The organism is Flavobacterium sp. WC2509, from assembly GCF_052683105.1.
On the sequence record NZ_JBQZFG010000001.1, the window covers coordinates 2,957,723 to 2,982,625 of the forward strand.

22 protein-coding genes are annotated in these 24,903 nt (G+C 32.4%); 6 read left to right on the forward strand and 16 right to left on the reverse strand.

The genetic code is table 11. From position 1 onward, the window contains the following. Positions 1 to 13 precede the first annotated feature (13 nt). The 10 genes from ACUN3A_RS12370 to ACUN3A_RS12415 form a co-directional block, all read right to left on the reverse strand. On the reverse strand, positions 14 to 2,236 hold the full coding sequence (locus ACUN3A_RS12370) for a peptidase domain-containing ABC transporter (RefSeq protein ID WP_445551593.1): 2,223 nt from the start codon (positions 2,234 to 2,236) through the stop codon (positions 14 to 16). A 290-nt stretch (positions 2,237 to 2,526) separates the two neighbouring features. Further along, a complete protein-coding gene (locus ACUN3A_RS12375) occupies positions 2,527 to 4,251 on the reverse strand; it encodes a tetratricopeptide repeat-containing sensor histidine kinase (protein ID WP_445551594.1) in 1,725 nt (574 codons plus the stop codon). Positions 4,252 to 4,326: 75 nt separating this feature from the next. Further along, positions 4,327 to 4,746 (reverse strand): hypothetical protein, encoded by a 420-nt coding sequence (locus ACUN3A_RS12380; protein WP_445551595.1) that lies wholly within the window; start codon positions 4,744 to 4,746, stop codon positions 4,327 to 4,329. A 262-nt stretch (positions 4,747 to 5,008) separates the two neighbouring features. Continuing rightward, positions 5,009 to 6,276 (reverse strand): IS3 family transposase gene (locus ACUN3A_RS12385; protein WP_445550800.1). Its coding sequence is split into 2 segments (ribosomal slippage): positions 5,009 to 5,937 and positions 5,937 to 6,276, totalling 1,269 coding nucleotides; the frame shifts between segments, so codons are not numbered across the junction. Between the two features lie 117 nt (positions 6,277 to 6,393). After that, complete coding sequence (locus ACUN3A_RS12390) at positions 6,394 to 8,529, reverse strand: polyribonucleotide nucleotidyltransferase (RefSeq protein WP_445551596.1); 2,136 nt, start codon at positions 8,527 to 8,529, stop codon at positions 6,394 to 6,396. A gap of 219 nt (positions 8,530 to 8,748) precedes the next feature. Then, positions 8,749 to 9,018 (reverse strand): 30S ribosomal protein S15, encoded by a 270-nt coding sequence (gene rpsO, locus ACUN3A_RS12395; RefSeq protein ID WP_077374687.1) that lies wholly within the window; start codon positions 9,016 to 9,018, stop codon positions 8,749 to 8,751. 107 nt (positions 9,019 to 9,125) lie between these two features. Continuing rightward, complete coding sequence (locus tag ACUN3A_RS12400; protein ID WP_445551597.1) at positions 9,126 to 10,091, reverse strand: energy transducer TonB; 966 nt, start codon at positions 10,089 to 10,091, stop codon at positions 9,126 to 9,128. A gap of 419 nt (positions 10,092 to 10,510) precedes the next feature. Continuing rightward, the gene (locus ACUN3A_RS12405) at positions 10,511 to 11,503 is read right to left on the reverse strand and encodes an energy transducer TonB (RefSeq protein ID WP_445551598.1); all 993 of its coding nucleotides are present in this window, start codon (positions 11,501 to 11,503) and stop codon (positions 10,511 to 10,513) included. A gap of 14 nt (positions 11,504 to 11,517) precedes the next feature. Then, positions 11,518 to 12,456 (reverse strand): energy transducer TonB, encoded by a 939-nt coding sequence (locus tag ACUN3A_RS12410; RefSeq protein ID WP_445551599.1) that lies wholly within the window; start codon positions 12,454 to 12,456, stop codon positions 11,518 to 11,520. 36 nt (positions 12,457 to 12,492) lie between these two features. After that, positions 12,493 to 12,948: a GAF domain-containing protein gene (locus ACUN3A_RS12415; protein WP_445551600.1), complete on the reverse strand. Its 456-nt coding sequence runs from the start codon at positions 12,946 to 12,948 to the stop codon at positions 12,493 to 12,495. 72 nt (positions 12,949 to 13,020) lie between these two features. Here ACUN3A_RS12415 and xrtF point away from each other — a divergent pair, with 72 nt between their 5' ends. The 6 genes from xrtF (at position 13,021) to ACUN3A_RS12445 (ending at position 18,007) form a co-directional block, all read left to right on the forward strand. Next, on the forward strand, positions 13,021 to 13,557 hold the full coding sequence (xrtF, locus tag ACUN3A_RS12420; RefSeq protein WP_445551601.1) for an exosortase family protein XrtF: 537 nt from the start codon (positions 13,021 to 13,023) through the stop codon (positions 13,555 to 13,557). Beyond that, a complete protein-coding gene (locus ACUN3A_RS12425) occupies positions 13,547 to 13,990 on the forward strand; it encodes an exosortase F system-associated membrane protein (protein ID WP_445551602.1) in 444 nt (147 codons plus the stop codon). The genes xrtF and ACUN3A_RS12425 overlap by 11 nt, the downstream gene beginning before the upstream one ends. Positions 13,991 to 14,251: 261 nt before the next feature. After that, positions 14,252 to 14,668 (forward strand): HYC_CC_PP family protein, encoded by a 417-nt coding sequence (locus ACUN3A_RS12430; RefSeq protein ID WP_445551603.1) that lies wholly within the window; start codon positions 14,252 to 14,254, stop codon positions 14,666 to 14,668. 66 nt (positions 14,669 to 14,734) lie between these two features. After that, a complete protein-coding gene (locus ACUN3A_RS12435) occupies positions 14,735 to 16,747 on the forward strand; it encodes a TonB-dependent receptor plug domain-containing protein (protein ID WP_445551604.1) in 2,013 nt (670 codons plus the stop codon). A gap of 57 nt (positions 16,748 to 16,804) precedes the next feature. After that, positions 16,805 to 17,146 carry a heavy-metal-associated domain-containing protein gene (locus ACUN3A_RS12440; RefSeq protein ID WP_445551605.1) on the forward strand — a complete coding sequence of 114 codons (342 nt, stop codon included), beginning with the start codon at positions 16,805 to 16,807 and terminating at the stop codon, positions 17,144 to 17,146. Positions 17,147 to 17,320: 174 nt separating this feature from the next. Continuing rightward, complete coding sequence (locus ACUN3A_RS12445) at positions 17,321 to 18,007, forward strand: DedA family protein (protein ID WP_445551606.1); 687 nt, start codon at positions 17,321 to 17,323, stop codon at positions 18,005 to 18,007. Between the two features lie 165 nt (positions 18,008 to 18,172). Here the strand turns inward: ACUN3A_RS12445 and ACUN3A_RS12450 are convergent, their stop codons facing one another. The 6 genes from ACUN3A_RS12450 to ACUN3A_RS12475 all read right to left on the reverse strand — a co-directional run bounded on the left by ACUN3A_RS12450 (position 18,173) and on the right by ACUN3A_RS12475 (position 24,884). After that, positions 18,173 to 20,575 carry a hypothetical protein gene (locus ACUN3A_RS12450; protein ID WP_445551607.1) on the reverse strand — a complete coding sequence of 801 codons (2,403 nt, stop codon included), beginning with the start codon at positions 20,573 to 20,575 and terminating at the stop codon, positions 18,173 to 18,175. Positions 20,576 to 20,847: 272 nt separating this feature from the next. After that, complete coding sequence (groL, locus tag ACUN3A_RS12455; RefSeq protein WP_445551608.1) at positions 20,848 to 22,476, reverse strand: chaperonin GroEL; 1,629 nt, start codon at positions 22,474 to 22,476, stop codon at positions 20,848 to 20,850. An 89-nt stretch (positions 22,477 to 22,565) separates the two neighbouring features. Continuing rightward, positions 22,566 to 22,841, reverse strand: coding sequence for a co-chaperone GroES (locus ACUN3A_RS12460; RefSeq protein WP_445551609.1), 276 nt, complete (start codon positions 22,839 to 22,841; stop codon positions 22,566 to 22,568). Positions 22,842 to 22,979: 138 nt separating this feature from the next. Further along, positions 22,980 to 23,324, reverse strand: a complete 345-nt coding sequence (secG, locus tag ACUN3A_RS12465) for a preprotein translocase subunit SecG (RefSeq protein WP_445551610.1) — start codon at positions 23,322 to 23,324, stop codon at positions 22,980 to 22,982. Between the two features lie 11 nt (positions 23,325 to 23,335). After that, the gene (locus ACUN3A_RS12470) at positions 23,336 to 24,328 is read right to left on the reverse strand and encodes a tetratricopeptide repeat protein (protein ID WP_445551611.1); all 993 of its coding nucleotides are present in this window, start codon (positions 24,326 to 24,328) and stop codon (positions 23,336 to 23,338) included. Positions 24,329 to 24,380: 52 nt separating this feature from the next. Continuing rightward, positions 24,381 to 24,884, reverse strand: coding sequence for an LptE family protein (locus tag ACUN3A_RS12475; RefSeq protein ID WP_445551612.1), 504 nt, complete (start codon positions 24,882 to 24,884; stop codon positions 24,381 to 24,383). Between the last annotated feature and the right edge of the window lie 19 nt (positions 24,885 to 24,903).

Sequence of the window (24,903 nt, forward strand, 5' to 3'; positions counted from 1 at the left end):
TTGTTTTTTTAAATTAATCGCCAAGTTCTAATTGGTTTTTTACCAATGTAAAATAATATCCTTTTTTCGCCACTAGTTCACTGTGTGTGCCTTGCTCAACTACTTCTCCTTTGTTGAGAACTAGAATTTGATCGGCATTTTTTACGGTACTCAGGCGGTGTGCTACTACTATAACGGTTTTGCTTCTAGCCGAATCTCCTTTGAAAAATTCGTCTAAATTTTTCATAATTACCGTTTCATTGTTGGAATCTAATGCCGAAGTTGCTTCGTCAAAAAAGATGTATTCTGGGTTTTTATAAACCGCTCGGGCAATTAAAATGCGTTGTTTTTGACCGCCGCTTATGCCTATTCCGCTAGAACCTATTTTTGTGTTGTAGCCATTAGGTAATTCTTCTATAAATTCGGTTATGTTAGCAGTATGTGTTGCAATACGCAGCTTTTTTTGGTCAATCAACCCGTTAATGTCAGATTCGCTAATGTTTCTGGAAATTGTGTCGGCAAAAATAAATCCGTCCTGCATTACGGCGCCACAATTGGATCTCCAGGAATTGAAGCCTAAATTTTTTAGATTCGTTGGGCCTACATAGATCTGACCGCTTGTAGGTTCATTGAACTTTAACAATAGTTTCAGTAAGGTTGTTTTTCCGCTCCCGCTTGCGCCCACGATAGCCGTAATTTTTCCATCGGGAATGGTAATATTGATATTTTTTAAAACCATTTTTGAAGCCGAGCTGCCGTATCTAAAACTGAGGTTTTCTATTTTGATGCTTTTGTTTTCGGGAAGTTCATTGATGAATCCGCCGTCAACTGGTTCTTCATTGGGTTTGTTATGAATTTCTGAAAGCCTTAGCAAACTCAATTTGGCATCTTGATAACTTCTTATAAAACCTAAAAAATTATTTATAGGAACATTCATTTGTCCTATTATGTATTGTACGGAGAGCATTGTTCCAAGGGTCATTTCACCATTGATAACGGCTTTGGCAGCAATGAAGCTGATAAAGATATTTTTTATTTGGTCTATAAAACGCCCACCTTCATTCTGACTTTGGTTTAATGAAAGGTTTTTTATATTTAATTTAAAGAGGGTAGTCTGTAAGGCTTCCCAGTCCCAACGACGGCGCTTTTCGGAACCATTGAGCTTGATTTCCTGCATGCCGTTCACCAATTGGATAGTTGTATTTTGGTAGTTTGCCTGTTGATCAAAATAACGAAAATCCAATTCGGCACGCTTTTTCATGAATAATAAAATCCAAATCATATACAAAGCAGATCCAACTATGAATACCAAGAATAAGTACACATTGAAATAGGCCAAAATGGTACTAAAGACAAAAAGGGTAAGTGTCGAAAAAAGAATGTCTAGCGTTGTAGTCGACAAAAACTCTTGAATGCGATAGTTGTCTTTTAACCTTTGAAGAATGTCTCCTGTGGCTCTACTGTCAAAATAGATTATAGGAAGGTTCATTAATTTCATTATAAAATCAGACAGCATTCTTAAGTTCATGCGGCTGGTCACGTGAAGTAAAATCCAATTGCGAAAAACGCTAAGTGCAGACTGGGAAACGAACAAAACCACTTGGGCAATTAATATAAGATAGATGAAGTTAAGGTTGCGGGTGTTGATTCCGGTATCTACTATCTGCTGGGTAAGAAACGGAAATATCAATTGGATGACCGTGCCAAAAAACAATCCCAAAAAAATCTGGGCAATGTATTTTTTGTGAGGTCTCATGTATTGCTTTAAAAAAGGAAATAAATTGGTCTTTTTTGTAACGTGTTCTTCATCTTCATAGAAAAGGGGAGTGGGTTCCATCAACAATACGATGCCCTCTGAATCCTCCTGTTTTTTTTTGTCGGCGAGCCAGCCCTTCAGGAAATCTTTTTTGGTATAGGTTATCAGTCCAAAATTTGCCGGATCAGCTACAATTACTTTATCCTTTTTGATTTCGTAAACAACTGCATAATGGCGTTGTCGCCAATGTACAATGCATGGCAGAGGCAAATCTTCGGCTAGGGTTTGATAGGTAACGCTAAGTCCCATAGTGGCAAAACCAATTTTTTCAGAGGCATCAACTAAACCTGCCATCGAAGTGCCTTGTCCAGATATGAATGAAATCTCACGTAAATAGGCCAAATCAATGTTCTTGGCATAAAATTTACAGATCATTTTTATACAGGTGGGGCCACAATCCATAAAATCATATTGATGATAATGGGGGTATTTTTTTCTCATCCGGTTTGGTTTTGTTGGCTGTAAATATAGTTTAATGCTTACTAATTATTTTTCTTTTTTTATTCATTTTTTTTGTTAAAAGGTGTAATGGATTTGCGTATGATTACTTTGTGCTGACTATTGCGGGAAGAATTAAAAGCACTAACAAAAGTTAATAAAAGTGAAATATAGAATTATATATGCTGAGTGTGATTGCTTCGTTCCTCGCAAAGACTCACGGCTCCTCTAAGTTAGAGTGAAGTTATGATGTTTCATTGAGAGGTAAGAAGGGAACTATTTTTTAGAAGATTTTAAACAGCTGTTTTTGGGAACGTCAAGATAATCTTGGTTCCTTTGTTGGGTTCGCTTTCTATGGCTAGCGTACCGCCATTTTTCTTAATCATTTGTTTGCACAATTGCATTCCGAGTCCTGTTCCTATAATTTCTGAATTGCTTTTCTTGGCTAATAATTCATTGTCTTGAAGCAACTCGTTTATAGTGTTTTGAGACATTCCTAAACCAGTATCCTCAATCACGAGTTGGCAAAAATCATTGTTTGTTTCCACCGTATACATGCTAATTTGTCCATTTTGATGTGAAAATTTTATAGCATTGTCAAGTAGGTTACGAAGCACAATTTTTAGTGAATCGAGGTCTACGAAGATAAAACTATTTTTCGAAACTGCATTCTCAAAAGTAATGGCTTTATCGAGTAGTAAGGATTTATAGTTGTATTCTATTTGTTGTACAATAGAAAAAAGATGAACTGAATCTTTGCTAAAATACAATTGCTTGGTTTGTAGCAATGCCCAATGGAGCAAATTGTCCAGTAAACTGTAGGCACCGTTTGCAATGGAGTTGTTTTGTTGCAAGAGTTGGTCTAGCTGGCTGTAATTTTTGGTTTCTAAGGAATTGGTTAATTTGGTATTACTAGTTTTTAAGGCATTTACAGAAGAACGTAAATCATGGCTGACGATTGAGAATAATTGATCTTTGGTCGCATTGAGTTCGTCCAGTTTTACTTTTTGTGAGAGTATGATTTTAGCATTTTTTACTTTTTGGGCATACGCATACATACCACCTACCAAAAGCAATAACATACCTAATACTGAAAAAAACATAGTTTTACGCTGTGTTTCTTTTAGTTTGTTTTCTACTTCGAGTACTGAGATTTGTTTTTGTTTTTGAGCTATCGCATATTTTTTTTCATAGTCTGCAACGGCCCAGATTTTGTTTTGATTATTGAGTGAATCTTTCCATTGTTCGGACTCTTTTCTATATACGAATGCTTGTTTGTAGTTGCCTCTATTTTCTTCAAAAACTGCCATGTTAATTGAACCTAAGAATTTTTTTTCAAAATCTTTTATTTTTTTTGACAATGTATAAGCTTTCTCGAAATAAATAAGAGCTTCTTTATCTTTATATTGTTCATAATATAAGTTGGCAATATTGGTATAAGATTCAAAAAGGGATAGACTATCTCCTTTTGATAGTAATAAGTTGTTGTTTTTAAATAAATATTTTTCTGCTTTTTGGTATTGTTTTAAATGAATGTAACAATTACCAATGTTCATGTTGATTTTATTTATTTGAGAGGTATTGTTTTTATTGATTAAAGCACTATCTGCTTTTAGATAATAATTGATTGCTTTTTGGTATTTATTTGTTTTTGCCGCTATTAGACCAAAATTAAAATTCACTAATGGATAAAATATGAATTTGTTAGAAACCAAAGTAAGCTCTTTTTCTGCTTGATTGTATAATCCTTTTTTTCGAAATGAAATACCTCTTAAAAAAAAACAATAATCAGCAAGGGTTTTATGATTAGTACTCAATTGTTTCATGGAATACACTAAAGTTGAGTCCCAATTTTTATTTAAATAGAAGGCTTTTGCCTTGTTGAAGTTAATTTCGCTCTTATACTCAATAGCTTTTTTTTTAAGTTCTAACTCAAATTTATCTATGTAGGTTTTATTTTGACATAGAATAATTGAAGGATAAATTAAAAATAAAAGTATGATTTTTAAATTGTTCATAAATTAAATTATGAATATATCTCTTAATTTTAAATGAATACTATTTTAAAATTAAGAGATACCTTGTGTTGATAATTAATCTTGTGAGTCAGTTCTAGTGCCTCTTGATACAGGTGGGTCATCATTTTCTCCGTCTTCTCTACTGTTGTCTATCAAGTACGTAATGACTTTTGTTATATCTGCTACTGTTTCCGAAGTGTAATCTAGTTCTACATACCAAACATCACATGTTTCTGGAGTTTTTTTTGTTAAATTGGAATTGAATTTGATTTTCAAAACTCCATCTTTTTCTTTAACAGATTTTATAGTTGGAGCTATAGATTCTTCAGAGTTTATGTATAAAGTAGCTCTAACTTTTAGAGTTAGAGAACCGCCTATAGGAGTATAGTATTTTGTAGAAGCTGCTGGAGATACTGGATAGTTTACATTATCTGGTTCTAGGAATGTAAATTCTTGGGTGTTGATTTTTGTGGTTTGGATAACTTTAAATGCCATAATTTAATTTTTTGTTATTTGTTAATATTTTTCACGTTAAAGATATTTTTTTTCTTTGAATAAAATGTAATGTTTTTATTATTTTTTGTACTAATGTTGATTTATTCTGTTAAAAACGCTTTTAATATTCTTTATAATGTAAGAAAAATAAGGTTTATGGTTGTGAAAAGTAAATCCCTTGTATTAATAATTTTTCGCCAGTCCTAATTATTTTTTTGAGTTGTCCTGAAAAAGGTTGACTCGATTAATATTATAAAATTAGTTAAATCGGGACAGAATTACTTCTGTTCCGATTTATTTTTTTCCATCGTTTTAGTTTAATATTATTTTGAGAATGCGCTTGATTAGGAGTAAGCATATTTATAGACAAATGGACTCTAATTTGATTGTAAAACAGAATAGATTCTTCGACTTGCTTTTTTAAGTTTTCAACATTCTCAAAAATTTCAAATAATCCAAACTCTTCTTTTAAAATTCCATTTACCCTTTCTGCAATTGCATTTTCATAGGGATCATAACTTTGCGTCATGCTTATCCGAATGTTGTTTCTGGATAAACATTCGGTATATTCTTTGCTACAATACTGCAAGCCTCTGTCTGAATGATGTATAAGATTGTTACTGTATTTTCTATTAATAACAGCCATTTTTAAAGCTTCTAATGTAGAAGCTGCCATTAAATTATCCGATAATTTATAGCCCACAATTTTCTTCGAATAGGCATCTGTTATCAGATGTAAATAATGTGTTTTATCTTTAGTTCTAAGGTAAGTAATATCAGCTACCCAAATTTGCTCAGGCCTTTTGATTTCTATCTCTTTAATTAAGTTTGGATATTTACGCATCCAATGTCTTGAATTGGTTGTCTTGTAATATCTTCGAACTTTCGGAACTAATAAATATTCATCTCGTAAAAAATCAAATAATTTATCTCTGCCTATCTTTATTTGATGTTTCTTAAAATCATCTTTCAACATAAAATATAGTTTTTTACCTCCCGTTTTGGGCAGTTTTTGACGCACTGACATCACTAAAGAGTTTAGGCACTCTTTGTCTAAACCTGATTTTAACAGATGTGTTTTTCGTTTATAATAAGCTTGTTTGCTATACCCAAACAATCGACATATTCCCTGAGGACTAATCCTGTAAATATGATTTATTTCTTGGACTGCTTGGAACCAGACTTTTTTACAATCTCAACTTTTAGCTCTCGTTCGGCTATTTCTATAAACTTTTTAAAAACCAACAATTCTTGTTCTTTCTTGGCTAATTGTGCTTCAAGTTCTTTGATGCGCTGAGATTGAGGATCTTTCATAGGACGACCAATGGTTAGTTTATCTTGATAGGTAAATTTACCATATTTTTTTAACCAACGGGGTATACAGCTGTTACCACGAATATTATAGCGCCTGCGAAGTTCCGCTTTTGTAAATAATCCCTGTTCAAATTCTTTTACTACTTGCTTTTTGAATAGCTCTCCGAAAGTTTGTGGAGCTAACGGCTTTTTGAATTCTTTTCTTTCTGTTGACATAATTAAGGTAATTATAGTCAACTTTTTTCAGGACGAGACAATTAATAGAAAAACCCCGTTCCAAGTACATGAAACGGGGTTTGCTATGAATTAAACCTTTAGTAAACTAAGATCTGATTACTCTTTTTTCTCCTCACGTGGAGGTCTTTGCAAAAGTGCTTTTCTTGACACTTTTTCTTTTTTAGTTTTTGGGTCAACACCTAAGTATTTCACTTCAAATACATCACCCATATTAACTACGTCAGTAACATTTTCTGTACGTTCCCAAGCTAATTCAGATACGTGTAATAAAACCTCGTTTCCTGGAGCAGAAGTATATTCAACTACAGCACCAAAATCTAACATTTTTATTACTTTCACTTCGTAAGCTTCTCCCATTTGCGGTTTGAAAGTGATTGACTTAATTTTAGCCAATACTGCTTCAATTCCAGCAGGATCAGTTCCAAGGATTTCAATAACCCCTTGCTCATCCACTTCGTTGATAACGATAGTTGTTCCAGTAGCTTTTTGTAATTCTTGAATTACTTTTCCACCAGGTCCAATTAATGCACCAATGAAGTTTCCAGGAATTGTTCTAGTGATAATTTTAGGAGAATGAGCTTTAACATCTGCATTAGGTTTGTCAAGCGTTTCCAATATTTTTCCTAAGATATGTAAACGTCCGTCACGAGCTTGAGCCAAAGCTTGCTCCATGATTTCATATTTCAATCCGTCAATTTTAATGTCCATTTGACAAGCTGTAATTCCTTCAGAAGTTCCAGTTACCTTGAAATCCATATCTCCTAAGTGATCTTCATCACCTAAAATATCAGATAAAACCGCAAAACGATCTCCGTCAGTAATTAATCCCATCGCAATTCCAGAAACAGGACGAATCATTTGAATACCAGCATCCATCAAAGATAATGTTCCAGCACAAACAGTAGCCATTGAAGAAGAACCATTTGATTCTAATACTTCTGAAACTACACGAATTGTATAAGGACAATCAGCAGGAATCATGTTTTTTAATGCTCTTTGAGCTAAGTTTCCGTGACCAACTTCTCTTCTTGAAGTTCCTCTTAAAGGGCGTGCTTCACCAGTTGAGAAAGGAGGGAAGTTATAGTGTAAGTAGAATTTTTCTTCACCTTGTTCTGATGGTGAATCAATTTGGTTTGCTTCTCTAGAAGTTCCTAAAGTTGCTGTAGCCAATGCTTGAGTTTCTCCGCGTGTAAACAATGCAGAACCGTGAACAGATGGTAAATAATCTACTTCAGACCAGATTGGACGAATTTCAGTAGTTTTTCTTCCATCAAGACGAGTTCCTAAATCTAAAGTTACATTACGAACTGCTTCTTTATTGGTTTTGTAGAAATATTTAGAAACTAAGTCTCCGTTTTCTGCCAATTCTTCTTCAGTAAATAATGCTTTTACTTCTTCTTTTACAGCGTCAAATGCAGCTGAACGTTCGTGTTTTGCCGAACCTTTGCTTGCAATAGCGTAGATTTTATCATAAGCTGCTGCTTTTACTTTAGCGTAAATAGCATCATCCGATTTTTCTTTTTCGTACGTACGAATTTCTTTTTTTCCAAATGCATTTGCTAATCTTTCTTGAGCTGCAATTTGTACTTTAATATGTTCGTGAGCAAATTTAATGGCTTCTACCATTTCTGCTTCTGAGATTTCTTTCATTTCTCCTTCTACCATTGCGATAGAATCAGTTGAAGCTCCAATCATCATATCAATATCTGATAATTCTAATTGAGCACGAGATGGATTGATGATGAATTTACCATCGATTCTTCCTACTCTAGCTTCAGAAATTAAAGTTTCAAAAGGTATGTCAGACAATGCAAGAGCTGCCGAAGCTGCTAAACCTGCTAATGCATCTGGCATAACTTCATCGTCATGAGACATTAACTGAATCATAACTTGTACTTCTGCGTGGTAATCTGATGGGAAAAGTGGACGTAAAACGCGGTCAACTAAACGCATTGTTAACACTTCGTTGTCACTTGGACGAGCTTCTCTTTTGAAGAAACCACCAGGAAAACGTCCTGCTGCAGCAAATTTTTCACGGTAATCTACCGTTAACGGTAAAAAGTCGATACCTGGACTTGCTTTTCTTGCGGAAACTACTGTACCTAAAATAACAGTTTTTCCAATTCTTACTACTACAGAACCGTCTGCTTGTTTTGCTAAACGTCCTGTCTCGATTGTGATGCTTCTGCCATCACCTAAATCGATACTTTCTACAAATAATTGTGGAATCATAAATTTTTTTCTAATTGATTATACAATGGGTTTTAGTTGTGTTGTTAGTTGTAGTTGTTGCGTAGTTAATGCCTAAAACCCAATGAAAAACCAAACTTTTTTTAATTTAATGTCAATTCTTTAAAAATTGATAACAAACTCTAAATTTAAAATATTTTTTTTAAATCTAAAGAGTAAATAAAAAAAGAGGCACTTTCGCACCTCTTTTTTTTATATTGATTATTTTCTAATACCCAATACTTTGATAATCTCACGATATCTGTTGATCTCTGTTTTCTTCAAGTAATCCAACAAAGCTCTTCTTTTACCTACTAATAGTACTAATGAACGCTCGGTGTTAAAATCGTGACGATTTTTTTTCAAGTGCTCAGTAAGGTGACTGATTCTGTAAGTGAATAACGCGATTTGACCTTCTGCAGATCCTGTGTTTTCTGCTTTTCCTCCGTGTTTAGCGAAGATTTCTTCTTTAATCTCTTTAGTTAAATACATTCGAATATTATTTAATGATTGTTATGTATGTCGAACAGCTATTGTAAGACGGGTGCAAAAGTAAATAAAAATTGTGAATTATGAATTATGAATTGTGAATTATTTTATCACCTTGCTATAACGGTAATTGGTATGGTATACATGACTCTTGCTTTTATTCCTCTTAGCTCTCCAGGTGTCCAGCTGCCATAACTTGATATGCATTTAATTGCTTCATCGCCCGTTCCATATCCTATGTCTCTTATGACTTTTGGTTCAGTAATCCCGCCATCTTTATCTACAAAAAATTTCACGTATATTCTTCCTGCGAGGCCTTGTACTTTTGGTGTTTCAAATGTTTTTCCAATATGTTTGTAAAAATCTGCCATCCCGTTTCTCGGTTCTGGATGTTTTTCTATAACGGTATAGGTGTGGGTCACTCTTTCTTTGTCAATGCTTACGCCAGAGACTAATTTTTGATTTTCGTAGGTTTCACTAAAAGTATATCCAATGTTTTTGTCGTAGCCTTCCCAAAGACCGTCTTTAAATCCATTTTTGACTTTTCCTGAGGCGAAATATTTTTCATTTACTTCTTCATAATCGCCATTACCATCAATTACTTTTTGCACTCCGTTACTGTCCCAATATTGATTGATTTTGTGTGTAGGTTTGTCATAAACGTTTTTTGCAATGTATGTACGATATTGTTTTTTAGTTCCGTTTTCATACCATTCAAAATCGTCGCCCGACTGAATATTGTTAACGAAATTGGCAATAGATTTTTTATTGCCGTTTTCGTAATAATAAGTTATGTCTCCGTCGGTGGTGTAGCCTTCTTTGCTTTTTGAGGTTTTTTGCATCTGTAATGCACCTGATTTATAATAATCAAGGACAGTGTAAATTTGTTTATCTAGTTTGTAATCTTTGATTACTCTTAAAAATTTATAATCCTTTGGTTTGGTCTCAAGGTGAATTGAGTCAAGATAAATTAGCTTGTCATTGTTAGAAAGAACAATTTTGCTGTTTTCTGAAATTTGTGAAATAGCTAATTTTGGAACAAAAAGAAATAAAATAGAAAATAAAATTGATTTCATTATTGGTTTAATTAATATTGTAGGCTGAGATATTTTCTGTAAAAATATTATTTTATTTTTTAAAGGAAAAAATGTAATTGGACTTAATTTGTCTGGTGCTCGTTTGTCACAGGCACTGCTTATTGCTGTGAATTAAATAAAGCGTTTGCAATGCTGCTTATTGTATTCACATTATCAAAATGTTTCGCTGCTTTTCAAAGTATGGATGCCAGACATTTTCTTTTTCAAATATTTTCTTTTTCAAAGAATCGTAATAAAAAAAGAAGTAATATGCTTATTTAAAGTTATCCCTGTTTTAATTAGTTAGATTAGCAACGCTGCGGCTTATCTTCAAATTTATATAGATACCCATTGCAGACGATCATCAGGGAAAGTGGATAAATGAGCATTAGCGATGGACAATTGTGAATTATTTCGCATTACTTTGAATGTAGTATGAAATAAGAATAAGGTAAACTAGATGTGGTTTTTATTTTTTGTCCTCTTTGCTCTGCGGGAATCCAATTTTCATAGCTTAAAAGAATTTTTATTGCTTTTTCATCTAATTTAGGATTCATTGATTTTATGATTTTTGGGTCGGTAATTTTTCCATCTTTATCTATAACATATCGTATAAAGGTTTCATTTACGAGATAATCAAATTTGTTAGGAACACTAATATTCTCTTCTAAATACTTATGAAAATGTTGATAACCATTTTTAGGTTGCGCTCTTTTTTCTAGAACAGTATAAGCTGTTTTGATATTGTTTTCATCGATAATTGTTCCTGAAATTAGCTTGCCATTTTCGTATGTTTCGGTAAATTTATTGTTTGGGTTTCTATCCCAACCTTGCCAAACGTTATCTTTTAATCCATTTTTTAATTTTCCTGAACCAAAATAATTTTTGGTACTTTCTTCATAATCGCCATTGCCATCAATTACTCTTTGCGTTCCGTTAATGTCCCAAAATTGATCAATTTTGTATTTAGAATTACCATCTTTAGAATTGGGAATATACGTTCTTTCTTCTTTCTTGTTTCCATTTTCATAATATTCTAAGTCTTTGCCTTCCTGAACACCATAATTAAAATTAGCGACTGTTCTTTTCTTCCCGTTTTCGTAATAAAAAATAAATTCTCCTTGTCTACACAAGATATCTTTAACAATTGATTTTCCCTCGCATTGTAAAACTCCAGATTTGTAATAATCATTAATAATATATGGAGATTTGTTTAATTCATAATTTCGAATTATTCTATAGCTTGCTTGATTCTCATTAGGGGTTTCATTGTTTGCATTCATTGAATAAATATTTAAATTTATTCTAATGAGCCAACTAGAATCCAAAGATATTTTTTTATCATTTTCTGATTGCGAATAATTAACTATCGTAATTAGTAGAAATAAAGTATGAATTAGTTTTTGTTTCATGGGAATTATTTTAGCTATTGACCTGAAATTTTAATTGATTGTTGAAAAATATATGTTGTTTTTTGTCCTCTTTGTTCGGCTGGATTAAAGTCATTATAATTTGTTAAAACTCGTACAGCCTCCATGCCTGTGCCATAACCAAGATCTTTAATGATTATAGGTTGTGTTATTGTTCCGTCTTTTTCAACTACAAATTTAACATTGATTTTTCCACTAGTGCCTTTGGGCATGTTTTTAGGTGTTCTAAAGTTTTTCCCAATGTATTGATAAAACTCCATTATTCCTCCTTTTGGTTCAGGTCTAATTTCAACTTCAGTGTACAGGTAAGATTTTTTATTACTATCCCAACTTTCACCCGAAATTAATTTTCCGTCTTTGTAGGTTTCTTTGTAGCTAGATTTGAAGTTTAAGAATTGGCCTTCCCAATCACCGTCTTTAAAACCATTTTTTATTGCTCCCTTTGAAGATTCATTTTCTTCTTTGTCTTCAAAATAACCATTGTTATCAACGACTTTCTGGATACCGTTCACGTCCCAAAATTGATTTAGTTTATGTTGGGTATTGTGTTTTTCGTCTTCAAAATATTCACCTTCTGATTTTTTGGTGCCATTTTTATACCATTGCTCGTCTTTTCCTAGTAATCTATTATTATGATAATTTTCGACGCTTTTTTTATTTCCGTTTTCATAATAAAATACACATTCTTTTTCTTTATTATTTGGATAGTTCCCTGATTTGGAATATCCTTCCATTTGTAAGACACTGGATTTGTAATAATTTTTGATTTTATATAGTTTTTTTTCTAAATCATAAGGTTCTATAATTTGGTAATATTTATAATTTGCTTCAGTTGATTCATTCCATAAGGAGTCTAAATAAATCTTTTTTTCATTGTTGTTTTGTGAAAAAATAAATAGAGGCAAGAAAAATAAAGTAAGTAAAATAGATTTCATAAAATGGTTTTGGGTTAGAAAGCAAACGTAATATTTTTAATACAGCTTTGCAATCTCTTCATTCACAAATTCTAAAAAGCGCTCATCTTCTTCATTAAAAGGATCAATTACATGGCTGTCTATATCGATTTGACCAATGTTTTCACCGTTTACAAAAAGAGGAACTACGATTTCGGATTTTACAGTAAAACTACAAGCGATATAATTGTCTTGTGCGCTTACATCAGGAACTACAAAATTCGAATTAGAAACTGCTACTTGTCCGCATATTCCTTTACCGAATGGAATAACGGTATGGTCGGTTTCGGCTCCTACGTATGGGCCAAGGTGTAGTGTTTTGGTTTCGTGATTGGCAAAATAAAAACCTACCCAATTATAGTAAGAAATGGAATCGCTTAAAAGTTGGCAAATTGCTAAAAGTTTTTCGTCTCTGTTAAGTGTTGTGTTTGCTGTTATCTCGGTTACTTTTGGTTGTAATTCTTGAAAAGTCATATTCTGTTATTTTTTTTACAAAAGTATTTAAAGCGGATTCTTTAAATGCATAAATTTGCTTAAAATTTAATTTTGAAAAAATATTTCCAACAGTACAAACCTTTTTTGGTCTTTTTGGCTAGTTTTTTTGGCTGTTATATTTTGCTTACGTTGCTTTATCAGTATTTTTTGAATGGTTTCGAGAGTGATAAATTAGATACAATCACAAAAGTGGTTGGGCAAAATACTCAAAGTGTGATTTCGTTTTTTACAGAATCAGTCCAAATGATTTATGTAGCTAACGAACCTTTTGTTAGGGTGTATTTTCAAAATAAAGGTATTGTTCAGATTGTTGAAGGTTGCAACGGAATAAGTGTTATTATTTTATTTATTTCTTTTATTATTGCTTTTTCTGGAAGTCTAAAAAATACTTTACTTTTTATTTTTGGCGGGAGTCTGTTAATTTATATTCTAAATGTACTTCGGATTGCTATTCTGATTGTTTTACTTCATCATTTTCCAGAAAAAATGCATTTATTACACGGTGTTTTGTTTCCTGCGATCATTTATGGAAGCGTTTTTATGCTATGGGTAATTTGGGTTAATAAATTCTCGAAATATGCTAAATAAAGTATTCCAAAATAAAACTGCTGTTTTTTTTCTGATGCTATTGGTTGGGTTTTTAATGTTTATAAGAGCATTTGAAAGTCAATTATTTTATGATCCTTTTTTGGCTTACTTTGAACACGATTATTTGGAGATGCCATTGCCAGAGTTTAATGCTGGATCATTGTTTTTAGGATTGTTGTTTCGTTTCTTCTTGAATACAGTGATTTCGTTAGGAATTCTTTATTTGCTTTTTAAAGATAAAGAGATGATTTTATTTGCTTCTGTTTTATATGCAATGCTTTTCGTGATCTTGATAATTGCTTTCTTTTCGGTACTTTATTTTTTTAAAAGTCACGAAAATTTTGTGCTCTTTTATATAAGACGTTTTCTAATTCAGCCTTTGTTTGTTATTGTTTTTATTCCTGCATTTTATTTTCAAAAGCTGAAAAAGTAACTTCTGTTTTCTTTTAGAAGTGGTTTCAAAAACTTAAATTGATTGAATTACTCAAAAGCTGTTTTGAAACCTGATTTGCATGAGGGATGGAAATGGCATCCTTTTCTTTTCCTTCTTTAGGAAAAGAAAAGATACAATGGACAGCCCGACCCTTTTGGGTCATGCCCTAATAGAATTGATTGTTCTAATGGTAGGTTTTGGCTTTGTAATATTTAACAAGAGTTTGGTCTTTTAATATATTAATATTGCTAATTTTGTAACATGAAATTTAAGAAGCATATAAGTGTCTTTTTGGCGATTCTATTTTTGGTTTCCAATGTAGGATTCGCACTTTATGTGCATTATTGTGGTGATACAGTTTCTTCAATTTCGTTGAACTCTAATACATCATTGTCAAGTTTACAAGATGAAAAGGGGTGTTGCCAAAAAATAACAAGTAAAAAAGACAGTTGTTGTAAAGACAAAAAGATTATCGTTCAGAAAAAGGCAATTGATAAGATTTTTAAAACTATTTCTTTTCAGTTTGATTCGGTTTTTTTAGTTACTGAATATCAATCTGTCGTTTTTAATGCGGTTACTGGTTTTAAAAATAATGTGTCACTTTTGTATTATTGTGATGCTAATGCGCCTCCACTTTATAAGCTGTACAGCCAATATCTCCTTTATGATCGAGTGTAATGTTTAATTAAAGTTGAACCTTTTTTATATGGTTTGACCTATATTTTAATCATTATAACATACATCATGAAAACAAAAACAATATTACTTTTGTTGCTCTTGTTGGTTACTTTTGGTTCTTATTCTCAAGACACCTTACAAGAAATAAAAGTACAATCCAAAAGAAAGGCATTGCAAAAATCATATACCCTTACTGCAAATTCTACGTTGGTTACTAAAAAGGAATTGCTAAAAGCAGCCTGTTGTAACCTTGCCGAAAGTTTTGAAACGAACCCTTCAATAGACGTCAATTTTTCGGATGCTTTGACAGGGACAAAACAAATCAAAATGTTAGGTCTTACAAGTCCTTATTTGATGATAACCCAAGAAAATGTTCCTTCGGTTCGTGGTGCTTCACAGGCTTTTGGACTTTCTTTTACGCCTGGGCCTTGGATAGAAAGTATTCAAATCAGTAAAGGTGCAGGAAGTGTTGTAAATGGATTCGAAAGTATTTCGGGTCAAATTAACACCGAATTAGTAAAACCATTAACTGATGGTCCGGTTTTATTGAATGCTTATGGTTCTACCGATTCTCGTTTTGAGTTAAATGGTAATTTTAATACTAAATTGTCTGATAAATGGGCTACTAGTTTATTGTTACATGGCAATATTCGAGATTCTAAAATGGATAGGAATCACGATGGTTTCTTAGATAATCCTTTGCAAAAGCAAATTAATTTACTCAATCGCTACCAATATTATAATGCCGAAACGGGTTGGGTGAGTTTTATTAATTTCCAATTTATGGATGATAAAAAGCAAATGGGGCAGTTGCAGTTTAATCCTGATACTGATAAAGGAACAACCAATTTTTGGGGTTCGGAAATTGATACCAAAAAAGTTGACGTTTCTACAAAAATTGGATATGTTTTTAAGGATAAGCCATTTCAAAGTATCGGTTTTCAAAATGCATTTTCCAGCTATAATCAAGATTCTTATTTTGGGCTGAATGGCTATACCATCAAACAGAATAGTTTTTATTCGAATTTGATTTTTAATTCGATAATTGATAATGATAGAAACAAGTTTGCAACGGGGTTGAATTTTACCTATGATGATTATTCGGAGTTTGTTAATACGACGGATTATAGTAGAATAGATAATACTGTGGGTGCTTTCTTTGAATATACTTTTGATAATCAGGATGATTTTAGTCTGATCCTTGGAGGTAGAGTTGATTATGGAAATCGTTTGGGAGTTTTTGCTACACCAAGGCTACATTTGAAATATAATCCTTGGGAGAAAGGAGTATTGCGAGCTTCGGTGGGTAGAGGGAAACGTCCCGCTAATATTTTCGCAGAAAATCAAAACTTGTTTGCAAGTTCCAGAATGTTTGATGTTGTAAATGCTGGAGGCAAATTGTATGGATTAGATCCAGAAATTGCATGGAATTATGGTCTTAGTTTTATGCAGGGATTCAAATTGTTTAATAGAAAGGGAGATGTGACAGCCGATTTTTACAGAACCAATTTTCAAAACCAAATTGTGGTAGATGTTATGGAAAGTCCACAATCGGTGGTTTTTCATAATTTGGATGGTGCTTCATATGCCAATAGTTTCCAATTGGAGTTTAACTACGAATTGGCTAAGCATTTAGAATTGCGTTCTGCTTACAAATATTATGATATCAAAACTGATTATTTGTCGGGAAAATACCAAAGACCTTTGCAGGCGGCACATCGTTTCTTTGCGAATTTGGGGTATGAAACTCAACTTCTGGATAAAGGGCAACAATGGAAATTTGACTTTACATACAATTGGATAGGTGAACAACAATTACCGTACACTGCTTCTAATCCTGTTGCTTATCAACTTCCAGAACAGTCTCCTGCTTATTCTTTGATGAATGCTCAAATTACAAGAGTGTTTTCTAGTACTTTTGAAGCGTATGTAGGAGGTGAGAATATTGGAAATTATACTCAGAAAACTGCCATTGTGGATGCGCAAAATCCTTTTGGCACCTATTTTGATGCAACCATGTTATACGCACCAGTATTTGGGCAGATGTATTATGCGGGTTTGAGGTTTAAAATAAAATAATTATTAATGTCAATTTCAAAAATCAATAAAAAGTAAAAATATTAAAATTAAAAAAAGATGAAAAATATTGTAGTAGTAATACTGTTCACTTTCTTTGGACTGTCAGTTTCAGCACAAGAAAATAAAAATAAAAACGCAAAATATACTACCGAAGTAAATGGGAATTGTGAGCAATGCCAGAAGAGAATTCAAAAAGCTGCTTATTCGGTTCCAGGTGTGAAATCGGCTTCATGGAATATTGAGACTCATCAATTGAGTGTAGTTATTAACGAGGAGAAATGTTCTATAACTGATGTAAAAAAAGCAATTGCCAAAGTGGGGCATGACACAGATAGTTTAAAATCTACAAAGGAAGATTATGATAAACTTCATTCGTGTTGTCAATATGAGAGATTGTAATTTTTTGAGAGTAAATACAAAGTTTTTTGAATAAAAATAAAAACACCAAAATGATATGTGAATTTTGGTGTTTTTTTTGTTTTTTAATCGTTAATAAAACTTTAAAATAGTGTATAATATTGTGGTTCACCTAAATTATTCTTACTTTCACGACCTAAATAAAAACAAGTCTTTATGAATAACTTTGATTGGACCCAATTAGTAAATCCTGAATTTTATATAACTTTTACAATTGGTGGCATTCAACTGGGTTTGTATATCGTATTATTTATTGTTTTTGCTGAAACTGGTCTTTTTGCTGGTTTTTTTCTTCCTGGTGATAGTTTACTTTTTCTTGCTGGAATTTATAGTCGTGATTTAATTCAGAATATACTTTTTATAGAAAGTGATATTGTAAATCTTGTTATACTTTCTTCATTAGTAGCTTTAGCTGGTGTTTTTGGAAATATGGTTGGGTATTGGTTTGGAGCCAAAAGCGGATATTATTTATACAATAGAGAAGATACTTTTTTGTTTAAGAAAAAATACCTTATTCAGTCTAAAGAGTTTTTTGAAAAACATGGTGGTAAAGCAATTATTTATGCTAGATTTTTACCCATCGTTAGAACTTTTGCTCCAATAGTTGCTGGTATTGGGAGCATGGACAAGAAAAAATTTATGTACTTTAATATATTGAGTTCTATTTTATGGTCTTTTATATTAATATTTTCGGGTCATTATTTATATGGCTTTTGTATAGATCAATGGGGAATTGACTTAAAAGAACACATTGAGAAAATAGTGATAGGAATTATTTTAGTATCGACATTGCCTGTTTTCTTGAAATTAATTAAGAAAAAAGTGGTTCATCAAGAGTCTTAGAATTTTAAAAAAAAATAAACCGTCTTACTATAAAATACAAGACGGTTTTTTTGTGGATTTATTTTTGAGTTTAGATAAATCAGAATTTAATAACCAATAAAAAAAATCAAAGTTCAATCTATTGAACTTTGATTTTTTATTTAATGATATCTTAAATCTATGATTTTATTCTGTCGGTTTTGAATTTTCGGCTCCTAAATTGTTGGAACTTGGAATAGGAATCGTTTTAATTTCAGATATTAATTGGCCTTCTGCCGAAAATCCTTCCAATGAAATCTGATATGCTTTTTGATTGCCTTTAGGGAATTCAATTTTGTAATTTGAATTGTCTTTACTGACAATATTTGGCAGCCAATTTAAAGTTCCAAAATAATCGAACTCTTTATCGGTGGCAAATTGTGTGTTTTCAAATTGTATGTCTTGTGCAAAGCCATTGATTGCAATTATAGGAGTGCATTTGGGGTTTATGTATTTATTGTTGCTATTTAGCGCTTTTAGGAAGATTTTGATAGTTCCATTTCCGACACTCGTAATGTCCGAAGATCCAGATGAATCAATATAGATTTCATCGACATCGTTTAAGAAAAGATTAAATAAAAAGTTTAAGTCATAGACCAACACATTGTCGAGATACACTGATGGCATTGTTGAAGAATCACCTAAGTATGCATCTCGTCCATTTCTGATAAATACATCATTAGTTGTTGGATCAATACCAGTTCGATAGCCTTTTCTTCCAATAAAGTCTAATACTTTTCCAAAATCTCCAGGTTGAATTTTATATGCCGAAGCAAAACCACTCATGTCTGCTTTGTGTTTTAAATTTGCATTTGGATTGGTTTTGATGATTACTTCTTTTAAGTTGATTGACTTGTTGTCCAATTTTAGATTGGCAAATGTAAAATTGTTTTCTGCTGTTTTTTCTATTGGACAAATGGTTGTGTTAAATTGCAAGGGTAATGGGAACATGTTTTGGTTCGGACGAACTCGAGCGGTTATTTTGGTTGTTGTTGCTAAACCTTTTTCATTTACCATTTGTAGAACAAAAACGGTTGAGTCTTTAGCGTAAAAATTTTCAAATTTAAAATTACCACTTTTATCTATCGGTGTTTCATCAAATACTTTGTCTTTTAGAGAGACAAGTGAGATTTTGTAGTTTGAATCTGGAGCGATTACTTTGTCTACTCTACCGCTTATTGTTACTCCTTTATCAAAAATGTAATTCATTTTTGGAGGATTAGATTTTATGTTTTCCCAAAGAAACTTGCTTTTGTTTTGGTTTAACATTAATAAGTCCATGTCTTGTTTTCTATACTTATTGTCAAGATCATAATAGGCGTAGTCGTCAGTTTCAGGATTTTCTAAATAAGCATTAAGGTAAAAAGTGCCTTTAATAGATCTTTTTTGAGATAGGCAAATGTTATTTTCTGGAAGAATGCTAATACTTAAATTAGCTTGGTTTATATCTGTTTTTGCAGATAAGGCGATGCTATCGTTGGCGGTTGATTTTATGTCGAATGTTGTAATAGCAGAAGTTGTAGGGTAGATGTAGACTAATCTCTCTGTGATTTCGTTTAAATCTTCATCAATTAACCGAATGCTATTGACTCCGGCTGATAGTTTTTCTTTGTCAATAATTAATGCCTGCGTAGTTTCTTTATTATTGAAAGTGATCTCTTTTTCAATTGATTTTCCATCTTGTTGAATAACTAAAGTGAATTTTTTGTTTTGATATGCTTTAATTCCGTCCTCATTGGTTTTAATGTTAATGAGTAGTCTGTTTTGTCCGAGGTTATTGTTGTAAGTTATTGCAATTCCTGTTTCTTTAACTTTAGGTAAGAGCTGTGAAATTGTTAATTTGTCTGAATTTATTTTTAAGGTATAGGTTTCGTTTATTTTAGGAATTAAATAAAAAGCGCCATTACCCATTTTATTGGTGCGAAAGTGAGCAACGTCATTCGAGTGAGAATCTAGAATAATTCCGTCTGCTATTTCTATTCCTCTTTTGTTACAATCTTTTATTCTTACACCAATTGTATTGTTGATGTCATTTATAATTGAACCGCTTTCAGGAAACAAAGTTATTTCGGCTGATTTGTAATTGGGTTCGTTAGACTTTAAATTATAGGGTTCATCTTTGTTAATGATTTCAATTATTTGAGTAAAGGAGTCATCTTCCTTGAAATTATTCATGTAATTGGTGTAAAAATGGAATGTGTATTTGCCTGATTTGAATTTGTTATTCAAATGAATGCCTCCTGAGAAAGTACCTTTGTTTGCAAAAAGCAATTGTTTTTGCACTATTTCCAGCTGCTCATTATATACAGTTAATTCTACATTGGTCGTATTGGCATGTGGGGCATTATTGTTTTTACTCCATACATATCCTTTGAATGCAAGGTTTTCGTTGTTTGTATAAATATTCTTGTTGAATTGAACATGGATTATTTCTCTGTCGTGCTGAAAAAAAGTCTCAATATAGTTTTTGATTTTTTCTTGATTACTGATTGTTTGAGCAGAGCTGTGAATGAAAAAAAGTAAACTGCAAATCTTGAAGATTGATTTCATGTAAATAAAAAGGTTAAGATAATATAACTTGTAGTTAAATTCTGCTTCCAAATTTAATTGCAAAAGTAATCTGAGTGAGTTAAAATATTCATAATCTTTTGGGAAGTGTTGCTTAAAATTTAATGCGAGAACCTTTGGTAAGTCAGTAGTTAATAAAGGTTTTATGTTTATATAAGATAATTTATGGATTTAAGTTGATCTGGATTCGAAGCAAAAAAAATCCGTCCCGATATAGAATCGAAACGGATTTTGAAATATAATTTGAAATGCTATTACATCATGCCTGGCATACCTCCACCCATGTGGCCTCCACCTGCATTTTCTTCTTTAATATCGATCAAAGCACATTCAGTAGTTAATATCATTCCAGAAACTGAAGCAGCGTTTTCTAAAGCTACACGAGTTACTTTTTTAGGATCGATAATACCTGCTTTTAACATATCAACATACTCATCTGTTTTAGCATTGTAACCATAGTCACCTTTTCCTTCAGATACTTTTGCTACAACAACAGAACCTTCAAGACCTGCGTTTTCAACAATTGTTCTTAATGGAGCTTCTATAGCACGAGAAATAATTTTAATTCCTGTAGCTTCATCAGCATTGTCTGCTTTCAAAGCATCAAGTGATTGTTTTGCTCTTAATAAAGCAACACCTCCACCAGCAACAATTCCTTCTTCAACAGCTGCACGAGTTGCATGAAGTGCATCGTCAACTCTGTCTTTTTTCTCTTTCATTTCTACTTCAGAAGCAGCACCAACATAAAGAACAGCAACACCACCAGCTAATTTAGCCAAACGCTCCTGTAATTTTTCTTTGTCATAATCAGAAGTTGTAGCTTCCATTTGACCTTTGATTTGGTTAACACGATTTTTGATCATGTCAGCTTCACCAGCACCACTAACAATAGTTGTATTGTCTTTGTCTATGTTTACTCTTTTTGCAGAACCCAACATTTCGATAGTTGTGTTCTCTAAAGTATATCCTCTTTCTTCAGATATTACAGTTCCACCAGTTAAGATTGCGATGTCTTCTAACATTGCTTTTCTTCTGTCACCAAAACCTGGAGCTTTTACAGCTGCAATTTTTAAGGCACCACGTAATTTGTTTACTACCAATGTAGATAAAGCTTCTCCATCAACATCTTCAGCAATAATCAATAATGGTTTTCCTGATTGAGCAACTGGCTCAAGAACAGGTAATAATTCTTTTAAAGAAGAAACTTTTTTGTCATACAAAAGGATGTAAGGACTGTCTAATTCTGCTTCCATTTTTTCTGGATTGGTCACAAAATAAGGAGAAAGATATCCTCTGTCAAATTGCATTCCTTCTACAACATCTACGTAAGTATCAGTTCCTTTAGCTTCTTCTACAGTAATTACACCTTCTTTTCCAACTTTTGCGAAAGCATTAGCGATTAATTCACCAATTACTTCGTCATTGTTAGCTGAAATAGAAGCAATTTGTTTTATTTTATCTGAGTCACTTCCTACTACTTTAGCTTGCTTTGCAAGATCAGCAACAATAGCTTCAACTGCTTTATCAATTCCACGTTTCAAATCCATTGGGTTTGCACCAGCAGCAACGTTTTTCAATCCTTCTTTTACGATAGCTTGCGCTAAAACGGTTGCAGTTGTAGTTCCATCTCCTGCTAAATCATTAGTTTTTGAAGCTACTTCTTTTACCATTTGAGCCCCCATGTTCTCCAATGGGTCTTTTAATTCGATTTCTTTTGCAACCGAAACTCCATCTTTAGTAACTGTTGGTCCGCCAAAAGATTTTCCAATAATTACGTTACGACCTTTTGGTCCAAGAGTTACTTTTACTGCATTTGCTAATGCGTCAACACCACGTTTTAAACCGTCACGTGCTTCAATATCAAATTTTATATCTTTTGCCATTTTAATTTTTTGTTTAATGTTTAAAGTTTATTTTGTTTAAAGTTTAGTTACAGGATCCAAAACTTGAAACCTGAAACTTGAAACAAAATTTAAATGATTGCTAAAATGTCCTCTTCACGCATAATCAAATAATCTTTTCCTTCTAATTTTAATTCAGTTCCAGCGTATTTTCCGTAAAGTACAGTATCGCCAACTTTCACAGTTAAAGGCTCGTCTTTTTTGCCATTTCCTACGGCAACTACTGTTCCTTTTTGTGGTTTTTCTTTGGCTGTATCTGGAATGAAAATTCCTGAAGCCGTTTTAGTTTCGGCAGCAACTGGTTCGATAAGGACTCGGTCTGAAAGTGGTTTAATATTTAAAGCCATAATAATATGATATTTTGTTGTTATTAATTGATGCGAATCGGATTTCAGAAATTATGCCAAGGGTTAAAAACTGACATTTTTTCTTAAAAGAAATGCCAGCTTTGACAGGCTGGCATTCTATATATTTATGTAAATAAATTATTTTGCTGGAGTTGCAGGTGCAGGTGTGTTTTCTGCAGGTGCATTTTGAACTGGAGCATTAGTTTTTGGAGCTGAAGTTTCAGTATTGTCGATGATTTTTGAATCAGAATCACTCAAAGTTCCTGTAAAACTTAAACCTGAAAGTAAGATTAAAGCAATTAATATAGTTGCTAATGTCCAAGTACTTTTGTCTAAAAAGTCAGTAGTTTTTTGTACACCACCCAACATTTGAGAACCACTTATTGTAGAAGAAAGCCCACCGCCTTTAGGGTTTTGAACCATTATTACTACGATCAATAGAAAACATACTATTGTAATTAAAACTAAAAAAATTGAAAACATACTATTTATTGTTAATTGTTATTTTGTTGTATTATCCTAATATCTTTTATACGGTCTGCAAAGAAACTACTTTTTTCTGGATATTTCAAAATTAATATATCATAAGCTTGTATCGCTTTTAGATATTTTTTTTGTTCCAAATAAACTTTGGCTAAAGTTTCGGTCATTAAATAAGAATTGTCCTCTTTATTGATATCGAGTACTGGAGTAAAAACGGCTCCGGGCTTAATTGGCGAAATCTTTGGACTGGTTTCTATGAACTTATCTATTAATTCTGCTTTTTTCTTTTTGTCCTCGTCAATGATTGGCTCGGGTTGCTGTTCGGGTTCTATGGGCATACTTTTGTCTTCTATCTGTGGATTTTCGCGTATTATGGGTTGCATCCTAGAAATTTGAAGCCATTGATGGAATGAATGTGTTTCTGATCTTGAAAAATCTATTGGTTTTCCAATCTCTAATTTTTTTTCTGCTTCTGTTATTTCTTTTACTTCCGTTATTTCATCTGCAGTTTTCTCAGGTACTGACTCTTTAATAGAATCAAGTATAGATTGTTCTACATTTTTATCTATTTCTACCTGATCAATAAAGAGTGATTTGTTTGGTGCGTTATTAATATTGGCTTCTTTTATAGAGGTGAGAATAGAATTTTCCAAAGGAGTTTTTTTGGCTGTTGGAATTTCTTCCTTTTTGATAATCTGGCTGTCAATAACAGTTATATTGAGTAACTCTTCTATTTTTTTATCGTACGTTTTTCTTTGAATTGCTATGAATGATTCTGAAGTAATAAAATCAAATAGAACGCTTCGATCTGTAGTATGTGCAGCAGTTATTTTTAAAGCAAAATTATATTTGTAGCTATTTTGATTGTAAAGTCCTTTCAAACGTAACGCTCTGGCACTTTGAAAATATGGAAATTCATCCAATACTTTTTCTAAAGCCACCGTTTGGATATCGTTGATGTCTTCGGGTTGATTCAATAAATAATTATAACTACTAATGTTCATTTTCTAAGTATTCGTATTTTACTATGTTTTGTAATGTTTTAAATTAAAAACGTTACCATTTTGCTAATGATTCGTTGAAAATATCTTGTGTAATTCTTTCAAAGATTTCTTTGATAGCAGCGTCTTTTGTAGCTCCTGTCAATTGTTGTGCTGCTGGGAAATCGTAATAAAATTCGAAAGTTTTTTCGAAATCGTCTGCTTCTTTATTTTTATTAGTAAATCTAACATTTACTTTTATTTTTAATCGGTTTTGAGCAGCTTTTTGATCAGCGGTTGCTGTCATTGGACTGATTCGGTAATCTATAATTTCACCTTCATACGTTAAATCACCACTATTTTTCACCAAGTGTAAATTCGTTTGATTCTGAATTAAGTCTTGTAAAGTTAGTGTGAAAGTTCTATCAATCCCCGGTTCAATCAAATCTGAGTTATTTTGAAAAAAGTTTACTTGGTATGTCTTGGCGTCAATTTTACCTGTTCCTGTAAAGTTGTATACAGAACAGCTGCTTGTAATAGTCAAGATAACAAGGAGTAATAATATGTGTGTTTTTTTCATGTTTTAATTGTGAAATACT